The following is an 18,849-nucleotide window of genomic DNA, read 5'->3' on the forward strand; positions in this document are numbered from 1 at the left end:
ATCGCCCGCCAGGACCGGCCGTCGCTCTACGACCCGTTCGCCGACCGCCCCGAGCCGCTCGTGCCGCGTCACCTGCGCTACGAGGTCGCCGGCCGGCTCGACGCGACGGGCGCCGAGATCGCCCCCGTCGGCCCGGTCCCCGACCTCGACGGCGCCGTGCGCGCCGTCGCCGTCTGCCTGCTCCACGCCGACCTCGACCCCGCCCACGAGCTGGCCGTCGCCGCCGCCCTCGAGGCGCGGGGGCTCGACGTGTCGTGCTCGCACCGCGTGTCGCCCGAGTTCAGGGAGTACGAGCGGACGGTGACGACCGTCGTCAACGCCTTCCTCCGCCCGACCTGCGCGCCCTACCTGCGGGCCCTCGACGGGGTGGCGGACGAGGTCCTGGTGATGAGCTCGGCCGGGGGCCTGCTGTCGATCGAGCAGGCCGCCGACCTCCCCGCCGCCCTGCTGCTCTCCGGGCCGGCCGGCGGCGTGCGGGCGGCGGCCGCGTTCGCCGCCGCGGCCGGCTTCCCCGACGCCGTCACCTTCGACATGGGCGGCACGTCCACCGACGTCTGCCTCGTGCGCGGCGGCGTCCCCGAGCCCGCCCCCGGCCGGCTGGTCGGCGGGCTGGCCGTCCGCCTGCCGGCGCTCGACGTCCACACGATCGGCGCGGGCGGCGGGTCGATCGCCGGGCTCGACCCGGGTGGCGCCCTGTTCGTCGGCCCCCGCAGCGCCGGCGCCGACCCTGGGCCGGCCTGCTACGGGCGGGGCGGGACGGCGCCCACGGTCACCGACGCCAACCTCGTGGCCGGGCGCATCCCGGCCGACGCCGCCCTCCCCGACCTCGGCCGGCTCGACCGGGCGGCCGCCGAGCGGGCGCTGGCCGACGCGGGCGTCACCGCCGACGGCGTGCTGGCCGTGGTCGACGCGGCGATGGAGCGGGCGCTGCGCACGGTCTCGGTCGCCAGGGGCGTGGACCCGCGGGGGCTGGCCCTCGTCGCCTTCGGCGGGGCCGGCCCGCTCCACGCCTGCTCGCTGGCCGACGCGCTGGGCATGCCGGCCGTCGTCGTGCCGCCCCGCGCCGGCGTGCTGTCGGCCGTCGGGCTGCTGTGCTCACCCCGCCAGCGCGACCTGGTGCGGTCGTGGCCCACCCCGGGCGACCACGACGGGCTGGGGGAGGCGCTGGCCGCGCTCGGCGACGAGGCCAGGCGGGCGGTCGGCGGCCCGGCCGGCGGCGGCGCCGAGGTCGTCGTCGCCGTCGACTGCCGGTACGCCGGCCAGAGCCACGAGCTGACCGTCCCGTCGGTCGCCGACTTCCCCGACGAGCACCGGCGCCGCAACGGCTACGCCCGGCCGGACGCCCCGGTCGAGGTCGTCGCCCTCCGGGCCACCGCCCGGGTGCCACCGCCGCTCCAGCCCGGCGACCTCCCGCCGGTCGAGCGCCGGCCGGTGACCGGCCCGGCCGTCGTGGCCGAGCCGGACTGCACGATCTGGGTGCCCGACGGGTGGGTCGGCCGCCCCGGTCCGGGCGGCTCGCTGGTGCTTGACAGGCATCGCTACTTCTAGATAGCGTTCGCCCCAAGCCGGCGGATCGGAGGCCGGCCTCGTCAGGATGACGCACGGTGCGGACAGACCCCGCGGTGACCATCGCCCCGCGGCTGCACCGGAGGCGCCCGGAGGCCGACCTGGTGTCCCGACCGCCGCGCGGCCCTGTCGCGTGCTCGTCGAGGAGGCACCGTTGTCACTCCGAGGTCCCACCAAGTGCCTGGCCGCGGGCGCGGCCACCGCCGGCCTGCTCCTCGCCGAGGCCGCGCCCGCCTGGGCCACCAGCCACAGCGTGCGCACCTGGGCCAACGGCGGCCACGTGCTGCAGGGCAGCGGGTCCGAGTACGAGGGGAGCGGGTCCACCGCCGGCCTCGAGTACTGGTACGACCTCCGCACGAGCGAGTCCACCCAGTGGTGGGACACGGTCTGCAACTACCAGTCGTACCTGGCCGAGATCGGCCCCAGCGGCTCCGTCTACTTCACGCAGTACTCGAGCCGGCACAGCGGCTGCACCCTGCTGTTCGGCCTGTTCCACTGGCCGAACTGGGAGTCCTGGTACCTGGAGGACACGAAGTTCCGCTGCAAGTGGGACTCGGACGAGACCGTCAACGGCGCCTGGCAGGTCATCGGCGACCTGCGCGACTGAGGAGACCCCGATGACCAGACGAACCCTCCTGTTCCTCGTCGGCGCCGTGCCCGTCGTGGCCCTCGCCGCCCTCGTGCTGGCCGGCGGCCCGGCCAGCAGCGACCGCCTCGTGGAGCGCTTCGACGCCCACGTGGGCGAGGCCGCCCCGGCGGACGTCACGCTCGCCGACTACCGCGCCGCCGCCGACCGGGCCGTCGACTGCGTCGGCACCCGGCTGCGGGCCGAGGCCCGGCGCCGCTTCCCGGACGGCTCGGTCACCGTCGTCGTCGGCCAGCCCCGGCTGTCGGCGGACGGCTACGCCATCACCTACGACTACGGCTTCCGCTTCGCCGGCGGGGCCGACCCCTCGGCGCTCCCGCCGTCGCTCGCCGACGTCCCCGGCCGCATCGACGCCGGGTGCCAGGCCGAGCACCTGTCGGCGACGGAGGCCGCCTACCAGCGGGGCCGGTTGGCCGACGGCGACTACGTGCGGAAGGTCGACGCCGGGTTCCGCGCCTGCCTCGCCGACGGCGGGGTGGCCGTGGCGCCGGACGCCGACGCCCACGAGGCGCTCGCCGACCTGGTGGAGGGCGGCGACGGCCTGCCGCCGGCCGCCGTCGGCTGCGTCGAGCGGTTCCCCGCGGTCACCGGTGTGCCCGGCGCCTGACGCCGTGCGCGTCGACGGCACCGTGCTCCGGCGGGGCGCGCACGTCGAGCTGCTGGCACTGGTCCCCCACCTGTACCGGCCGCTCCACGAGGCGCTGTGCGTCCCCGAGGTCGCCGACACCTGGCGGCCTCGGGGGCGCCTGGTCCCGAGCTACGAATGGGAGCGCTTCCTGCTCGACGGGCTGCACCTCGGCGCGGTCGTGCGGTCGGCGTCGACCCACGAGCTCGTCGGCCTCGTGGAGCTGCGGGACCTCCAGCCCATCGACCGCCACGCCTACCTCGACGCCGCCGCCGTCCGCGGCCACCAGGGCTCGGGCCTCCTCGCCGAGGGCGTGGTCCTCTTCCTCGACGAGGTGTTCGCCCGGGGCGAGGCCTGGAAGGTCTACCTGCTCCTCGGCGAGGGCTCGCGGGAGCGGGTGGGGTCGGCGCTCGGCGACCTGCTCACCGTCGAGGCCGTGCTGCGGGGCCACGTCGTGCTCCAGGGTCGGCGGCAGGACGTGACGGTGGCGTCGGTGACCGCGGACGAGTACGGCGAGCGGCTCGCCCGCCGTCCCGACCTGGCCGCCCTGTCGCCGTCGGGGTGGCGGACGGTCGCCGCACCGGCCGGCGGGGCGGGCCGACCGCTCGTCGCCGTCCTCGCCGACCTCAGCGGGCGGGACCCGGCGGACGTCGCGCCCGACGCCCCGCTCAGGGCGCTCGCCGTCGACTCCCTCGCCGCCCTCGAGCTCCTCGTCGCCGTGGAGGCGGCGGCGGGCCGCCCCGTCCCCGACGACCTGTTGGGTACCGTTGACACCGTCGGCGAGCTGCTCGGCTGGGTGGAGGCGCTGCGATGACGAGGCGGGGTGGGTCGGGGCGGGCGCCGGTGGCGGACGCCGGGTACGCGGGTCGCGAGACGGGCGGGCCGTCGCTCGGGGCCGAGCGCGCCGCGGACCGGGGCGGCGGCGCCATCGCCGTCGGCTGGCGGGCCGTGGCGAGCGTGGCGGCGCTGGTCGTCGGCGGGCTGGCCGGCGCGCAGGCCGCCGAACCGCTGGCGGGGTGGGCGGGGGCGGCCGCCTACCTCGCCGCGGGCACGGGCGCCGGCGTCCTCGCCTACCTGGGCGCCGAGCGTCTCGTGCCCCGGCGGTCCTGACCCCCGGGGCCTCCGGGCGTCCGGCCCGCCGGCCTACAGGCCGCAGAGGCGCCGCCAGCCCCTCGGCACCCGGCGGCCGACGGCGCCGGCGTCCTGCAGCGCCTTCAGCACCGGCCGGGTCGCGTCGTGGCGCAGCTGCACCCGGGGCCCCGCCGTCAGGGTCGCCCGCCACGTCGCCCGGCCGGGCAGGCCGGCGGCCGCGTACACGCCCGGGTGGGTGAGGGTGGCGAACATGATCCCGATCATGACGGGGGCGGCGTGGCGGGTGAGCCACCGGTCGAGCGGGCGGGCCCGCTCCCACACCTCGGGGAGCACGGCCCGGGCGAAGGACATGTGCCGGGCCTCCTCCTGGCGGTGGTACGTGTTCACCGCCCGGACGAACGGGTCCGTGTCGGGGTGCTCCGACGCCCGCTTCTGGATGAGGTCCGGGATCTCCTCGCCGGCGAGCACCATCGTGTAGAGCATCGCCGGGTGGCGGACGACGAGCCGGATGGCCCGCCGCATCACCTGCGCGAACAGGCCGTCGGCGAACGGGTTCCTGGCCCGGGGCTCGAGTTGCTCGACCTGGTCGAGCAGGCGGACGAACAGCCGGGAGTGGCGGGTCTCCTCGCCCATCTCGTGGAGCAGGAACGTCACCCGGGGGTCGGTGGGCTCGAGGTCGAAGGCGATGTGCAGCCCGAACCCGGCCTGGAGGACGGCCTCGAAGAACAGGCCCGTGGCCGTGAGCGACGCCACCTCCTGGCGGGACAGGGTGACGAGCTGCTCGGGGGTGAGGTCGAGGTCGAGCCCGGCGATGCTGAGGAGCTCGGTGGGCAGGAGCTGGCCGGTGCCCACCTGGCCGGGCACGGCCTCGTCGGGGTCGAGGTACCGGCGGGCGGCGGTCGCCGACAGGCGTCGCACCCGTCGCTCGACGTCCTCCGCCGGAAGGGTCGCCATGGTCATGTAACGGACCGTAACCCATCCTCGGCCATAGATCAACGGCCTGTAACATGTGTCACGTGCCAGCGCCGGCCGTTCCGGGGCGGGCCGCCCACAAGGCCGCCCGCAGGGAGGACCTGATCGACGCGGCCGTCCGGGTCATCCGCCGCGACGGCCCCCGCGTGTCGATCGAGGACGTGGCCCGCGAGGTGGGCGTCACCCGGCCGATCCTCTACCGCTACTTCGGCGACCGCCGAGGCCTGCACCTCGCGCTGGCCGAGCGGTTCGCGCAGCGCCTGACGGCCGAGCTCGACCGGCCGCTGACGAGCGGCGGGCCACCGCGGGACGTCTTCGCCGCGACCGTCGACACCTACCTGGCCTTCCTCGACGAGGACGCCAACGTCTACCGGTTCCTGTTCAGGGGCGGCCTCGGCGACGAGGACCGGGCCTTCGCGCACCACCTCGCCCACCGGATCGCCGAGGTCATGGCGGCCGGGCTGGCGGCGGCCGGTGGCGACCCGTCGGTGGCCGAGGCGTGGGGCCACGCCCTCGTCGGCATGGTCCACATGGCCGGCGACTGGTGGGTGGACCAGCGGCCCATGCCGAGGGAGCGCCTGGTCGAGCTGCTGGTCCTGCTCGGCTGGGACGGCATGGGTGGGGGCGGCCGGCCCCGTCCGTAGGCTCCGCCCATGGCGACCGCCTGCACCCATCTCGACCAGGTCCACGACGTCACCGCCGGCACCGACGGGTGCGAGGAGTGCCTGGCCACCGGCGGGCGGTGGGTGTCGCTGCGGATGTGCCTGTCCTGCGGCCACGTCGGTTGCTGCGACTCGTCGCCCGGCCGCCACGCCACCGCCCACTTCCGCTCGACCGCCCACCCGGTGATGCGCTCGGCCGAGCCGGGCCAGGACTGGGGCTGGTGCTACGTCGACGAGGTCATGCTGTAGCGCGGTGGCGCTCGACCCGTCCGACCTGGCCGTCCTCGTCTCCCGGCTCACGGGGGTGGCCGAGGAGATGGGCGCCGTGCTCCGGCGGGCGGCGTTCAGCCCCAACATCAAGGAGCGGGCCGACTGCTCGGCCGCCCTGTTCACCGCCGGCGGCGAGCTCCTCGTGCAGGCCGAGCACATCCCCGTCCACCTCGGGTCGATGCCGGCGTCGGTCCGGGCCGCCATCGACGCGTTCGGGCCCGACGGCATCGCCCCGGGCGAGCAGGTGGCGCTGAACGACCCGTTCGCCGGCGGCACCCACCTGAACGACCTCACGCTCGTCGCCCCCTGCCACGTCGACGGCCGCCTCGTCGGGTGGGCCGCCAACCGGGCCCACCACGCCGACCTCGGCGGCGGCGCGCCCGGGTCGATCCCCGCCGACGCCGTCGAGGTGTTCCAGGAGGGGCTGCGGATCCCGCCCGTCCGGCTGACCGCCGAGGTCGCCGCCGTGCTGTTCGCCAACTCCCGCACGCCCGAGGAGCGCCGGGGCGACCTCGACGCCCAGGTCGGGGCGAACGTGCTGGGCGTCGCCCGCCTGGCCGAGATCGCCGCCACCGGGGCGCCGCTGCACGAGGTCGTCGACTACGGCGAGCGCCGCATGCGGGCCGCCCTCGCCGCCCTGCCCGACGGCACGTGGCGGTTCGAGGACGTGCTCGACTCGTGCGGCCCCCGCCCCGAGCAGCAGCACCCGGCTCGGGTGGTGGTCGCCGTGACGGTGGCCGGCGACGAGGTGACCTTCGACTTCACCGGCACCGACGCCCAGCGGGCCGGCAACGTGAACGCCGTGGAGGCGGTGACCGTCAGCGCCGTCGCCTTCGCCCTGCGGTCGGCCACCGACCCGACCATCCCGGCCAACGGCGGCGCGATGCGGCCGGTGCGGGTGGTGGCGCCGCCGGGGACGGTCGTCGCCGCCTCGCCGCCCGCCGCCGTCGGCGCCGGCAACGTGGAGGTCAGCCAGCGGGTGGCCGACGTGTGCCTCGGGGCCCTCGCCGGCCCGTGCCCCGACCGGGTGCCGGCCGCCGGCCAGGGGACGATGAACAACCTGCTCGTGGGCGGGGCCGGGTGGGTCTACTACGAGACGGTGGCCGGCGGGCAGGGCGGCCGTCCCGGCGGCCCGGCGGGGATGAGCGGCGTGCACACGGCGATGACGAACACGAAGAACACGCCGGTCGAGGCGCTGGAGCGGGCGTTCCCGATGCGGGTGCTGCGCTACCGGCTGCGGCGGGGGAGCGGCGGGGCCGGCGCCTGGCCCGGCGGCGACGGCGTGGAGCGGGACCTGCTCCTGCTCGAGGACGCGACCGTCAGCCTGATCACCGAGCGCCGCGCGTCCCGCCCGTGGGGCCTGGCCGGCGGCGGCCCCGCCGCGCCGGGCGAGAACTGGCTGCTGCCGGCCGGGGACGAGGCGAGGGCCGAGCGCCTGCCGGACAAGTGCACGATCAGGACGAGCGCCGGCGACGTCGTCCGCATGCTCACCCCCGGCGGCGGCGCCTGGGGGTCGCCACGATGAGGCTGCCGCGGGTCGCTGTCACCTACGGAGGTATCACTTCGCTGTCACTCGGGGCAGTTACTCTCGAACTCGAGGGAGGAGCTTGCCGTGGCCCGAAGTGATCTGGTGAAAGCGCTCATGCGTAGTCATCAACAAGGTGACGACGCCGGGTTCCGTAGCGCTGCGCAGGAGCTCATCAAGGAGGAGCGTCGGAAGCGGCACGACCTGGTGGCTGACCAGCTCGAAGCGATTCTCGAGCAAGGAACGCGTTCTCGCCGGCCCCTGCAGGTATCGTCCCTCCGGCCCTTGCCCAAAACCCGAGACGACCTCCCCCTCCTTTCGCTAGAGGAGCCCAGCACTACCTTCCAGGACCTCGTTTTGCCTTCCTCAGTCCAGGACGTACTCGATGGTCTCGTCGAAGAGTTCCGGCAGAGGTCAGCCTTGCGTGCTCACGGCGTATCCCCCCGCTCCAGCCTGCTTCTGGTCGGTCCACCCGGTTGTGGGAAGTCTGCTAGCGCTGAAGCAATCGCGGGTCAACTCGGTCTGCCCGTCGCTCGAGTCCAGCTGGCGACCATAGTGTCGTCCTACTTAGGCGAGACGGCGCGCAATCTCGAGCAAGTCTTCAGCTTCCTCGACGTCGGGTCGTGGGTGTTGTTGTTCGACGAGTTCGACATGCTCGGCCGTGAGCGCGCCGACCGAGCCGACCATGGGGAACTCCGACGCGTCGTCGCAGCGCTGCTGCAGGCGGTCGAAGCTCATCGAGGCGACTCATTGTTCGTCGCCACGTCGAACCATCCCATGCTACTCGATACGGCCGTGTGGAGGCGCTTCGATGAGGTGGTGGCGCTTCCTCCACCCGATGAGCAGGCGCGGGCCGAGATCCTCACCATCAAGTTGCGCTCCGTCAGGAACGAGGTCGACCTTGTCGCTGCCGCGAAACGCATGGATGGCTTCAGCGCAGCGGAAGTCGAATCGGTTGCGCTCGATGCCATCCGACTCATGGTCAGGGACATGGCGAAGGCGGTGGGGGACGAGCACTTGGCATACGGGATCGAGCGGGGGGAGGCGCGACGTCAGATAGTCCACACATCCCAGGGCTAGGTACCGGCCCGCGCGGCGGCCTTCGCCTACTTCGGCTTCGACAAGCGGTCGATCCGGGCGTCCGTCGACCCCGAACGGGCCGTCCCTCACAACGTCGGCACGGCGATCTGTCTGAGCACGGCGTTCGACTTCGCCAACGCGCCCGCGATCTGACGATGAGGCATCAACAGCGCGAGCGGCCGCTTGGTATCGAGCCGCATCTCGTGGTCGTGTTCGAGCTGGGGGCTCCTCTCGATGCCGACGAGTTTCGGAGAGCTGGGCTCACGGTGGTGGACTCTTCCCGCAGCCGCCTCGTGGTGGCCTTCGCTGACGATCCTGAGCTCGCTGCGTTCCACGAACGGCTTGATGCTCTCGAAGGGGGGATCCCGGAAGGCCAGAAGCATGAGCCCTACGCAGGGTTCTTTGACGCCATCGAAGAGCTCAGGCCGCTCGGTCCGGAAGACCGACTCGCGGATGAGGCGCGGGACGCGATCAGGGCGCACGCGCCGGCTTCCGAGCTTCGGCTCGACATCGAGTGCTGGCATCCGGGCGAGCCAAATCGGGCGCGGGAGTGGCTGGCCGAGGTGCGGACGGCTGTCGAGGCGGCTGAGGGCCGGTTCGTTGACTCGATGGCGAACGACGGCGTCGGGCTTCTCTTGGCCCGGGTCTACCTGCCTGCCGGCCGCGTCATGGATCTGGCTCAGCTCGATGTGGTCGCGCGAATCGACGTGCTGCCCATCCCGGTGGTCTCCGTGCCGCAGCTGTTCGATACGAGGATCGACGATCTACCGGACATCCTGCCGCCAGCAGACGGCGCGCCCGTTGTAGGTCTCGTGGACTCCGGCGTAGCGTCAGCGCATGAGCTGCTTGCGGGAGCCGTAGTCGCATCGGACGCACTCGCGACCGGGATCGACGACGACCAGGACGAGCATGGACACGGCACGATGGTCGCCTCGATCCTCCTCCATGGCGATGTCCTCCAAGCGATCGCTCGGGGGTTGCCCCTTCGGCCAATGTGTCGGATCGCGTCAGCCCGCGTCCTTGATCGACGCAACCTCTTCCCGGACGAGGACCTTTGGGAGCGTGACCTCGAAGAAGCGATCATCTGGTGCGTCAACCAGGGCGCCTCGATTCTTAATTTGTCGCTCGGCGACGGACGATCACCATTTCGACCGCCTCGTCAAATGACAGCCGCGGCTGTGGTGGATGACCTCGCTCGGAGGTACGGCCTTGTTGTGATCATCGCTGCGGGCAACACACGCCCTGCCGACTACATCGACGTGACAGACGAGTCGGCCGCGATCGCGTATCCGGCCGCCATGCTGAAGGCGGAGGCAGCTCGGCTCATCGATCCAGCCACGTCAATGTTGGCGCTCACAGTGGGTGGCATGACCGAGGCCGCCGCTGCTGGCGGACTGAGCGGCGCCGAGACGGTGCGCCGCATTCCGATGGGACGTCCCGGGTGGCCATCGCCCATCACGAGGACCGGCCCAGGTCCTGGCGGTGCTGTCAAGCCGGAGATGGTGCATCGGTCTGGCACTCTCGGGATCGAGGAGGGGCGGCTCGTATCGAACGACGCCGAACTGGGCGTTGTGGGCGCGCGCGCCGCCGCTGGACGACTGCTCAGCTGGGATGTGGGCACGAGCTACGCCGCCCCGGCTGCGGCGCGCGTGGCCGCCGGCGTGCGATCACGGTTCCCGGAGTTCACTCCCGAGGCGACGAGGTCGCTCATGCTCCTGTCGACGGAGCGGTTGCCGCTCGCCGACGAGCTCGAGGGAACACCCTCTGCCCGGCTCGAGGGCGAGCGACTACTCGTTGGCTATGGCAAGCCCTCTTTAGCTCGAGCGATCCAGTCGACTACCCACCGAGCGGTTCTCGTTGCCGCTGCGGAGATCCCCCTCGACGGTGTGCACATCTACGAGGTGCCCGTACCCTCAAGCTTCCTGCTGTCCGGCGGTATTCGTGGCATCGACATCGCGCTCGCCTTCTCGCCGCGTACCCGTGTAAGGCGGCTCGACTACATGGCCAGCCGGATGGAGTTCCATCTCGTCAAGGGGTTGTCGCTAGACGAGACCGCCGAGGTGTTCGCCAGAGTCGAAGGCGAGGATCTCGACGATGAAGCCATCGCGAGGGAGGCCCACGACACCGGGTCACCCGGTGATGAGGCCCCCGTCGCCGGTGGGCGCCCGCCGACACCTTCCGAGCTGAGGTCACATCTTGTGCGACTTGATCCACCGACGCAGGTTCGATCACGCGGAGCCAATCAACTTGGCCGGAGGGTCTTCGCGCAGCGACTGGACGCGGATCGCGATTGTCCGATGTTCCTCGTGGTCCGCAACATAAACCGATGGGAGGACGTCACGGCGAGCGAGCCGTACGCCCTCTCGGTGGCGCTGTGGCGGGACGAAGGTCATCACGAGCTTCACGCCGAGCTTGAGGCGCAACTTGAGGCGATCATCGAGCTCCCAGTCGAGGTGGAACTCGAGCTGTGATCTGCGAGTGGCCATCGCCGCACGGCGACCCGAACCGGCAGATCGACACATGCACGTTCGTCTAACGACGAACTGCGCGTCCGGCGGCGACGCGCAACCCGCACGTTTCCCGAAGACAAACCTGCAAGTATGCCGGTTGGGCGGTCCGCGAGCGCGTCGACGTGGTCGAAAACGTGAGGGGAGCGCCGCTGGTGGTCATGGGCGTGAGTGGTTGAGGTGTCGGAAGGCGTCGCAAGTGGCGGGGTTCGCAGTCATCGGGCGACGACGGGACTCGATGGCGGAATCGCCGAACGCTCGCAGGCGGGCGGCGACCGGCGACTCGACTGGCGGTACATCGGGCACGCTCCGCGCCAGCCTGTGGTGGTCGGCCTGGGACACCATGACCACGCATTGCGCTCCGCGGCGGGATCGCCTCCGCCCTGGGCCGGTCCTGACCAGCTGACCGGCGCGCGAACCTGGGGGGGTGGACGGCAACGGGCAGGGCGAGGCGCCGCTGGACCTGCTGGTGTGGGACGCGCCGAACGTCGACATGACGCTGTCGAACGTGATCGGCGCCCGGCCGTCGCCGGCGTCGCGGCCCCGCTTCGACGCCATCGGCCGGTGGTTCCTCCAGGCGGCCGGCGACCGCGACGTCGAGGCGTGCGTGTTCACCAACGTCCAGCCGGGCACGGCCGGCAACCTGCGGGGCTGGGTGGAGGCCGTCCGGGGCTTCGGCTACTCCGTGTTCGCCAAGCCGAAGCTCCAGCCCGACGACGACATCGACCAAGCCATGCTCGACCACATCGCCGACCGGGCCAGGGCCAGGCGGCTGGTCCGCCTCGTCGTCGCCAGCGGCGACCGCCGCAACTTCCAGGACCCGCTGGAGGACCTGGCCAGGGCGGGGATCGACGTCACCGTCCTGTCCTTCGCCGAGGTCGCCACCTACGCCCAGGCGTCGGACGTGCTCACCTTCGTCGACCTCGAGGACGTCCCCGGCGCGTTCACCGCCCCGCTCGACCGGGTCCGCCTCGACCGGCTCCCGCCCGAGGGCGCCTGGCTGCGGCCGACCCGCCCCCTGCGCGAGCTCCTCGCCGCCGGCTGACCGGCTGACCGGCTGACCGGCGCCGACGCCCGACGCGGCGACGCAGCCGGGGTCGACGACGACCGCCGGCTGCGCCGCGTGCCGCTGTGGAGAGGGAGCGGCCCCGCCCGGAGGCTGCGGGGTGGCCCGAGGGCGGGGCCGCGAGACGGTGTCGCTACGGGCGCTGCATCCGGAAGCTGTACGACCCGGCGCCGCTGTAGGAGTAGATCTCCCACAGGTAGTAGCCGGCCGTGCCCGTGTAGGTGATGTCCTCGAAGGACGACGGGCTCTCGCCGTAGGCGACCTCGACCCAGGTCGACCCGTTCCACTTGTAGAGGTACAGGTCGAAGTCCGTCCCGGACGGGCCCTGCACGCAGCCCCGGTGGGTGCCGGAGTTGGCGGTGTAGAAGTACGTCCCGTTCGGCTGGTAGTCGTAGTCACCGGCGCCGGCCAGGCTGCCGCTGTAGGCCTCGGGGTAGGCGCTGCAGCCGGTGGGCGGGGGCGGCGGGGCCGAGCCGAACAGCGAGTAGAGCAGGCGGTTCGGCGAGCCGGTGCCGGGGCTCGTCACCACGTTCGGCGTGGCGCTGTTCACGATGGCGTCCCGCACCTGCTGCGGGGTGGCCGACGGGTTGGGCTCCAGGTACAGGGCGGCGACGCCGGCCACGTGGGGGGTCGCCATCGACGTGCCGCTGATCGTGTTGGTGGCGGTGTCGCTCGAGTACCAGGCCGACGTGATGTCCGAGCCCGGGGCGAACAGGTCGAGGCAGGACCCGTAGTTCGAGTACGACGCCCGGGCGTCGGTCCTCGTGGTGGCGCCGACGGTGATGGCGGACGCCACCCGGGCCGGCGAGTAGTTGCAGGCGTTGGCGTTGGAGTTGCCGGCGGCGATCGCGTAGGTCACGCCGGAGGCGATGGAGTTGGCGACGGCGTTGTCGAGCGAGGTGGACGCCCCGCCGCCGAGGCTCATGTTGGCGACGGCCGGGCCGGGGCTGTTGTTGGTCACCCAGTTCACGCCGGCGATCACGCCGGAGTCGGTGCCGGAGCCGGCGCAGTCGAGGACCCGCACGGCGACCAGGCGCACGCCCTTGGCCACGCCGTAGGTGGCGCCGCCGATGGTGCCGGCGACGTGGGTGCCGTGGCCGTTGCAGTCGTCGGCCGTCCCGCCGTCGACGGCGTCGTAGCCGCTCGAGGCCCGGCCGCCGAACTCCACGTGGGTGGTGCGGATGCCGGTGTCGATGACGTAGGCCGTCACGCCGGCGCCGGTCTGGTTGTACGTGTAGCTGTTGTCGAGTGGCAGGTTGCGCTGGTCGATGCGGTCCAGGCCCCAGGTGGCGGGGGACTGGGTGGCGTCGAGCGAGACCCGCCGGTCGACCTCGATGTAGGCGACGTTCGGGTTGTGGCGCAGCCCGTCGAGGGCCGAGCGGCTCAGGGTGGCCGCGAAGCCCTTGAGGGCGGCGTCGTACTCGAAGTGCACGGTGGCGCCCTTGCCGCGGGCGCCGGTCATCGCCGACCGGACGGCCGACTGGGGAGCGTCCTTCCGGAACACGACGATGTACCGGTTCGGGATGGCGGCCCGGTCGCCGGTGCCGAGCACCGGTGCGGCCCCGCCGGAACGGGGCAGGCCCTGCGGCCCTGCCTGCGCGGCTGCGCCCGTGTCGAGGGCCGGGGACAGCAGCAGGGCGAGGAACGAGAGGACGGCGACGGCGAGGCGTCGCCGAGGGGCAGCTACCAAGTCGGGATCCCCCTTTGTGCGCTCGACGGTCAGCCTTTGACCGTCGGTCCGCCCGCACCGGCCTGCGACGCGCAGGCCTAGGTGAACGTGTATCACCACCATGGTCCGCGTTCAAGTGGTCACCTTGTGCGTTGTGTGGGGGAATGACGTGTCGCGGTACAACGGCGAGCGTGCGACGGCTCGTGGGCGGCGAGGACCTGGCGGACCCGCTCGCCCCGTACGCCGCCGTGGAGCGCCACGGCCCGGCCGGGCGGCCGTGGGTGCTCGCCAACATGGTCGCCGGGCTGGACGGTTCGGCGGCCGCCGGTGGCCGGGTCGCCGGGCTGTCGGACGACGTGGACCGCGAGCTGTTCCGGCTCCTGCGGTCCCTGGCCGACGTCGTGATGGTCGGGGCCGAGACCGTCCGCCGGGAGCGCTACGGGCCGGTCCGGCTGCCCGACGACCGCCGCGCCGCCCGGGTGGCGGCCGGCCGCCCGGCCGTGCCCCGGCTGGCCGTCGTCTCCCGGTCCCTCGCCTTCGACCTGGCCGGCCGGGCCTTCGTGGACGCCGACCCCGAGGCCAGGACCCTCGTCGTCACGTGCGAGGCGTCCGACCCCCAACGCCGGGCCGAGGTGGCGGAGGTGGCGGACCTCGTCGTCGCCGGCGGCGAGCGGGTCGACCCGGCCACGGCGCTGACCGCGCTGGCCGGCCTCCGCGTCGGGATCGTGCTCTGCGAGGGCGGCCCCGCGCTGCTCGGCGAGCTGGTCGACGCCGACCTCCTCGACGAGCTCTGCCTCACCCTGTCCCCGGTGATGGGGGGCGACGCCCTGCCCGTCGCCGTGTCGTCGGGTGGGCCGGACCTGGCCCGCTTCCGCCTCGGCCACGCGCTCGCCGCCGGCAGCACGCTGTTCCTGCGCTACGAGCGGGACCGGGGATGACCATGGCCGACGCGTTCGCGGACCTGATGCTGAGCGTCGACACGGCGATGTCGATCGTCACGACGGCGGCCGCCGGCGAGCGGGCCGGCTGCCTCATCGGCTTCCAGGCCCAGTGCAGCATCGAGCCCGTCCGCTACGTCGTGTGGCTGTCGAAGGCCAACCACACCTTGCGGGTCGGGCTCCGGGCACCCCGGTTCGCCGTGCACTTCCTGACCGAGGACGACGTCGACCTCGCCGAGCTGTTCGGCACGGTCAGCGGCGACGACGTCGACAAGTTCACCCGCTGCTCGTGGACCGAGGGGCCCGACGGCCTGCCCCTGCTCGACCGCTGCCCGAACCGGATCGTCGCCCGCCGGGGCGCGCTGCTCGACGAGGGGAGCGACCACGTGTGCGTCGTCGTCGAGCCGGAGTCGGTCGACTGCGCCGGCCCGTTCGCGCCGCTGCGGTTCTCCAGGGTCCGCCATCTGGACGCCGGCCACGACGCCGAGGAGCGGCCGCACCCGCCCACCGAACGCAGCGCGTGACGGCGCCCCCGGCGGGGCCGGGGACCGGCTACGGTGCCGCCGAGGGCGGCCCGACGGAAGCGTGCTTGGGAGGGGTCCAGATGGTGGCGATGAACCGGCGTTCGTTCATCCGGGGTGCGGCCGTGACCGCGGGCGGAACCGCCCTCGGCGGCCCGTTCTCCGGCTTCCTGGCGAGGGCGGCGGGCGCGGCAATCCCGACGACGAGGACCGTGCTGGTGCCGGTGCCCGACGAGCGGGACGGCATCGTGCGCCTGTGGGTGCCCGAGGGCTTCCACTACCGGTCCTTCCACGACACCGAGCAGACCGTCGTGCTCGACGACGGCACCGTGCTGCCCGGCCGCCACGACGGCATGGCCGCCTTCCGGGGCTTCGGGAGCAACACGATCCTCGTCCGCAACCACGAGCAGAACAACCCCGGCCCGGCGTTCGGCCCCGGCGAGCCGTACGACGCGCAGGCCAAGGGCGGCACGACCACCATCGAGGTCACCCCGACCGGCGAGGTCGTCTCGGCGTTCACCAGCCTGAACGGCACGCAGATGAACTGCGCCGGCGGCCGCATGCCGTGGGGCAGCTGGATCACCTGCGAGGAGACGGTGAACGGGCCCGACGTCGGCCCCGACTTCACCGGCGTGTCGAACGTGCCGCTCGAGCAGCCGCACGGGTTCATCTTCGAGGTCCCGGCCGGCGGCCAGTCGAACCGGGAGCCGATCACGAGGGCCGGCCGGTTCGCCCACGAGTCGGTGGCCTTCGACCCGTACGGCAACGCCCTGTACATGACCGAGGACAACTTCGGCTACCCGTCGGGCTTCTACCGGTACCTGCCGGGGACCAAGCCGCTCGACGCCCGCCGGCTCACCAACGACGGCCGCCTCCAGATGCTCGCCGTGCGGGGCATGCCCAACGCCAACCTGGCGGCGTCCCAGCCCGTCGGCACCACGTACCGGGTGCAGTGGGTCGACATCGAGGACCCGGCCCCGACGTTCCCCTACACGCCGGGCGAGCCGGCGCCGACCCCGAACGACGTCGCCATCAACTACGTCGGCGACCAGGGCAGGGCGCAGGGCGCGGCCTGGTTCTCCCGCCTCGAGGGCTCCGTGTACCACAACGGGGTCGTCTACTTCTGCTCGACGCAGGGCGGCGGCACGCCGGAGGGCCCCGACCCGACCACCGGGTTCGGCAACGGCTTCGGCCAGATCTGGGCCTACAAGCTCCGGTCCCACGAGCTGACCCTCATCTACGAGTCGCCCGGCCCCGAGGTGCTCGACTTCCCGGACAACGTGACGACCAGCCCGCAGGGCACGCTCGTCATCTGCGAGGACAGCACCGGCGACAACTACATCAGGGCGCTCACGAAGAACGGCCGCCTCTACGACCTCGTCCTCAACCGCCTCGTCAGCGGGATCACCGGCACGCCCCGGTACGGCGACGAGTTCGCCGGGTCGACCTTCAGCGCCGACGGCCAGACCCTGTTCTTCAACATCCAGGCGAGCTTCGGCATCAGCTTCGCCATGTGGGGCCCGTGGAGCCGCATCGGGCTCTGACCCGGTGACGGACCACGCCCACGCCGACGGGGCGGGGCCGCCGGGCGACCCGCTGGTCGCCAACGACCCCGCCTTCTACGGCGTGTTCGGTCCGCTGTACGAGGAGGCGTGGGGCGACGGGGCGATCCCGGCCAGGTACAAGGAGCTGGCCGGGGTGACCCTGTCGGTCGTCATCCGGTGCGAGCCCTGCCTCGGCCACCACGTCCGGATGGCCCACGCCGCCGGCGCCACGCTCGACCAGTTCGCCGAGGCCCTGCGCCTCGGCGTGCTGGCCGGCGGCTCGGCCGGGATCCCGACGGCCCGGCGCGCCTACGCCGTGCTCGACGAGCTCGAGGCGACGGGCTCGAACACGTAGAGGATCGGCACCTCGCTGAAGTTCGTCCCCGTGAGGTAGAGGGTGCCGTTCACCATGACCGGCGACGAGTTGACGATCGGGTCCTGGGTGATGAACTCCCACAGCGGCCCGCAGAGCGAGCGCCCGCAGCCCGCGGCCCGGAAGGCGTAGACCCGCCCCTGGTTCTCGCCGATGTAGACGACGCCATTGGCGACCATCGGCGACGAGTCGGTCGTCGCCACCGGGCCGGCCGCGTCGCCGACCCAGGTGGGCGGGCACGCCGGCGTCCCGCACCCGGCCGCCGGCCAGGCGAGCAGGGTGCCGTCGCCCGACCCGACGAACACCGTGCCGCCGGCCACGGCCGGCGACGAGTTGAGGTAGTGGCCGCCGGTGCCGCGCCACAGCGGGTCGCAGACGGTGGCCTCGCCGCACCCGAAGGCGGAGAACGCCTCGAGGTGGCTGTCCGGGGCGGCGCCGTGCGAGGCGACGTACACGACGCCGCCGGCGACCGCGGGCGACGAGGTGAGGATCGGCCCGCCCGCCCGGCCGACGAACAGCGCCTGGCAGCGGCGGTGACCGCAGCCGTAGGCGTCGAAGGCGTAGAGGCGGCCGTCGGACGCCCCGACGTAGACGAGGCCGTTGGCGACGGCCGGTGAGCCCAGCACGGCGCCCCCGGTCTCGCCGACCCACACGGGGTCGCAGGTCGTCGGCCCGCCGCACCCGGCCGCCAGGAACGCGTGCACGCCCCGCTCCTGGGAGCCGACGAACACGAACCCGTCGGCGACCGTCGGCGACGACTCGCCCACGGCGACCCGGGCCGTCCACTTCGGCCGGCAGTCGCCGGCCCCGCAGGCGTCGACGTCGAAGGCCCAGAGGCGGCCGAGCCGGCTGGCGGTGCCGACGTAGAGCAGGCCGTTCACCACGGCCGGCGTGTTGTAGATCGACTGGCCGAGGGCGACCCGCCAGAGCGGCTCGCACTGCGGGCGGGGGCAGCGGGCCGGGAAGGCGAGGAGCTGGCCGACCTCGGTGCCGAAGTAGACGACCCCGTCGACGACGGTGGGCGACGACCGGTAGACGAGGTCGGGGACGGTCGTCGCGCCGTTGCCGATCCACGAGAGGCTGAGCGACCCGGCCTCGCGGGCGCCGACCTCGCGCTCGAGCGGGTTGACCCCGCGGTGGGTCGGGCCTCCGTGGAACTGCGGCCAGTCGACCGGCCCGGCGGCGCCCGCACCCGCCGCCGGACCGGCGATCGTGGCGGCCAGCAGGAGGAGGGCGACGGCCAGTGCGCCTGCACTCGTTCGGGACACCGTCGGACCTCCCCCTCGGCGGCACGTGCCCGTGTGTACGGGCGGCGCCGGGCGGGGGATTGCCCGGCCGCGCCGCTACCGGCGGCGGAGCGAGGCCCGGACCGACGCCCGCGCGCTCCGCAGGGCCGCGGCGGCGGCGCGGGCGGCGTCACGCACGGGGCGGACGGACGCCCGGCCGGCCGACCGCCGCCGGCGGCCGGCGGCGCTGATCGAGGCGCCGGCGCGGCGGCCGCCGGACCGCACGCCGGCGCCGGCCCGCCGGGCGGCGTCCCGGGTGGCCCGGCCCGCGGAGCGGAGCGGCCGGGCGGCGGCGCGGGCGGCCGCGGAGAGGTTCCTGCCGGCGAGGCGGACGGGTCGGGCGACGGCCCCGACGACGGCCCGAGCGGCGGCGCCCGTCCGCCCGGCGACCGACCGCACCCCGGCAGCGAGGCGGCCCGCCGCGGCGGCGACCGCACCGGCGGCGAGGCGGAGCGGTCGGGCGACGGCGAGGACGGCGGCTCGGAGGGCGCTGGCGAGGCGGCGGGC

19 protein-coding genes are annotated in these 18,849 nt (G+C 73.8%); 15 read left to right on the plus strand and 4 right to left on the minus strand.

All coding sequences use genetic code 11. The features are described 5' to 3' along the window. From VGB14_15515 to VGB14_15535, 5 genes are all read left to right on the plus strand, one after another. A partial coding sequence (locus VGB14_15515; protein HEX9994337.1) for a hydantoinase/oxoprolinase family protein occupies nucleotides 1-1,548 on the plus strand: 1,548 nt, incomplete at its 5' end. A 172-nt stretch (nucleotides 1,549-1,720) separates the two neighbouring features. Further along, nucleotides 1,721-2,173: a hypothetical protein gene (locus tag VGB14_15520; protein HEX9994338.1), complete on the plus strand. Its 453-nt coding sequence runs from the start codon at nucleotides 1,721-1,723 to the stop codon at nucleotides 2,171-2,173. Between the two features lie 10 nt (nucleotides 2,174-2,183). Continuing rightward, complete coding sequence (locus VGB14_15525; GenBank protein HEX9994339.1) at nucleotides 2,184-2,819, plus strand: hypothetical protein; 636 nt, start codon at nucleotides 2,184-2,186, stop codon at nucleotides 2,817-2,819. 4 nt (nucleotides 2,820-2,823) lie between these two features. Further along, entirely contained in the window at nucleotides 2,824-3,651 is an 828-nt protein-coding gene (locus tag VGB14_15530) for an acyl carrier protein (protein HEX9994340.1), read from the plus strand. After that, the gene (locus tag VGB14_15535; protein HEX9994341.1) at nucleotides 3,648-3,947 is read left to right on the plus strand and encodes a hypothetical protein; all 300 of its coding nucleotides are present in this window, start codon (nucleotides 3,648-3,650) and stop codon (nucleotides 3,945-3,947) included. The genes VGB14_15530 and VGB14_15535 overlap by 4 nt, the downstream gene beginning before the upstream one ends. Nucleotides 3,948-3,980: 33 nt before the next feature. Here the strand turns inward: VGB14_15535 and VGB14_15540 are convergent, their stop codons facing one another. Then, nucleotides 3,981-4,889 (minus strand): diiron oxygenase, encoded by a 909-nt coding sequence (locus tag VGB14_15540; protein HEX9994342.1) that lies wholly within the window; start codon nucleotides 4,887-4,889, stop codon nucleotides 3,981-3,983. A gap of 56 nt (nucleotides 4,890-4,945) precedes the next feature. Between VGB14_15540 and VGB14_15545 the strand changes: the two genes are divergently transcribed. The 6 genes from VGB14_15545 to VGB14_15570 all read left to right on the plus strand — a co-directional run bounded on the left by VGB14_15545 (nucleotide 4,946) and on the right by VGB14_15570 (nucleotide 11,990). After that, complete coding sequence (locus tag VGB14_15545) at nucleotides 4,946-5,545, plus strand: TetR/AcrR family transcriptional regulator (GenBank protein HEX9994343.1); 600 nt, start codon at nucleotides 4,946-4,948, stop codon at nucleotides 5,543-5,545. A gap of 9 nt (nucleotides 5,546-5,554) precedes the next feature. Further along, nucleotides 5,555-5,812, plus strand: coding sequence for a UBP-type zinc finger domain-containing protein (locus VGB14_15550; GenBank protein HEX9994344.1), 258 nt, complete (start codon nucleotides 5,555-5,557; stop codon nucleotides 5,810-5,812). 4 nt (nucleotides 5,813-5,816) lie between these two features. Then, complete coding sequence (locus VGB14_15555; protein ID HEX9994345.1) at nucleotides 5,817-7,358, plus strand: hydantoinase B/oxoprolinase family protein; 1,542 nt, start codon at nucleotides 5,817-5,819, stop codon at nucleotides 7,356-7,358. An 87-nt stretch (nucleotides 7,359-7,445) separates the two neighbouring features. Beyond that, nucleotides 7,446-8,438: an ATP-binding protein gene (locus VGB14_15560; GenBank protein HEX9994346.1), complete on the plus strand. Its 993-nt coding sequence runs from the start codon at nucleotides 7,446-7,448 to the stop codon at nucleotides 8,436-8,438. Nucleotides 8,439-8,641: 203 nt separating this feature from the next. Beyond that, a complete protein-coding gene (locus VGB14_15565; GenBank protein ID HEX9994347.1) occupies nucleotides 8,642-10,909 on the plus strand; it encodes a S8 family peptidase in 2,268 nt (755 codons plus the stop codon). 463 nt (nucleotides 10,910-11,372) lie between these two features. Next, nucleotides 11,373-11,990 (plus strand): NYN domain-containing protein, encoded by a 618-nt coding sequence (locus VGB14_15570; protein HEX9994348.1) that lies wholly within the window; start codon nucleotides 11,373-11,375, stop codon nucleotides 11,988-11,990. Between the two features lie 154 nt (nucleotides 11,991-12,144). On the opposite strand, the gene VGB14_15575 is transcribed toward VGB14_15570, so the two are convergent. After that, on the minus strand, nucleotides 12,145-13,701 hold the full coding sequence (locus VGB14_15575) for a S8 family peptidase (GenBank protein ID HEX9994349.1): 1,557 nt from the start codon (nucleotides 13,699-13,701) through the stop codon (nucleotides 12,145-12,147). A gap of 170 nt (nucleotides 13,702-13,871) precedes the next feature. Between VGB14_15575 and VGB14_15580 the strand changes: the two genes are divergently transcribed. The 4 genes from VGB14_15580 to VGB14_15595 all read left to right on the plus strand — a co-directional run bounded on the left by VGB14_15580 (nucleotide 13,872) and on the right by VGB14_15595 (nucleotide 17,038). Beyond that, nucleotides 13,872-14,618 (plus strand): pyrimidine reductase family protein, encoded by a 747-nt coding sequence (locus VGB14_15580; protein ID HEX9994350.1) that lies wholly within the window; start codon nucleotides 13,872-13,874, stop codon nucleotides 14,616-14,618. Beyond that, a complete protein-coding gene (locus VGB14_15585; GenBank protein ID HEX9994351.1) occupies nucleotides 14,615-15,142 on the plus strand; it encodes a flavin reductase family protein in 528 nt (175 codons plus the stop codon). Before VGB14_15580 ends, VGB14_15585 begins: the two co-directional genes overlap by 4 nt. A gap of 122 nt (nucleotides 15,143-15,264) precedes the next feature. Next, the gene (locus tag VGB14_15590; protein ID HEX9994352.1) at nucleotides 15,265-16,683 is read left to right on the plus strand and encodes an alkaline phosphatase PhoX; all 1,419 of its coding nucleotides are present in this window, start codon (nucleotides 15,265-15,267) and stop codon (nucleotides 16,681-16,683) included. Between the two features lie 4 nt (nucleotides 16,684-16,687). Continuing rightward, nucleotides 16,688-17,038, plus strand: a complete 351-nt coding sequence (locus VGB14_15595; GenBank protein HEX9994353.1) for a carboxymuconolactone decarboxylase family protein — start codon at nucleotides 16,688-16,690, stop codon at nucleotides 17,036-17,038. Here the strand turns inward: VGB14_15595 and VGB14_15600 are convergent. Then, nucleotides 16,993-18,324: a PQQ-binding-like beta-propeller repeat protein gene (locus VGB14_15600; protein ID HEX9994354.1), complete on the minus strand. Its 1,332-nt coding sequence runs from the start codon at nucleotides 18,322-18,324 to the stop codon at nucleotides 16,993-16,995. The genes VGB14_15595 and VGB14_15600 overlap by 46 nt on opposite strands. A 75-nt stretch (nucleotides 18,325-18,399) precedes the next feature. Then, nucleotides 18,400-18,849 (minus strand): hypothetical protein (locus VGB14_15605; GenBank protein HEX9994355.1); only part of this gene is annotated, 450 nt, incomplete at its 5' end.

The organism is Acidimicrobiales bacterium, assembly GCA_036399815.1.
Taxonomy (GTDB): domain Bacteria; phylum Actinomycetota; class Acidimicrobiia; order Acidimicrobiales; family DASWMK01; genus DASWMK01.

Bases quoted from the DNA above. Each gene is read 5' to 3' on its own strand.
- VGB14_15550 (HEX9994344.1), top strand. From the start codon at position 5,555: ATGGCGACCGCCTGCACCCATCTCGACCAGGTCCACGACGTCACCGCC.
- VGB14_15535 (HEX9994341.1), top strand. From the start codon at position 3,648: ATGACGAGGCGGGGTGGGTCGGGGCGGGCGCCGGTGGCGGACGCCGGG.
- VGB14_15525 (HEX9994339.1), top strand. From the start codon at position 2,184: ATGACCAGACGAACCCTCCTGTTCCTCGTCGGCGCCGTGCCCGTCGTG.
- VGB14_15585 (HEX9994351.1), top strand. From the start codon at position 14,615: ATGACCATGGCCGACGCGTTCGCGGACCTGATGCTGAGCGTCGACACG.
- VGB14_15540 (HEX9994342.1), bottom strand. From the start codon at position 4,889: ATGACCATGGCGACCCTTCCGGCGGAGGACGTCGAGCGACGGGTGCGA.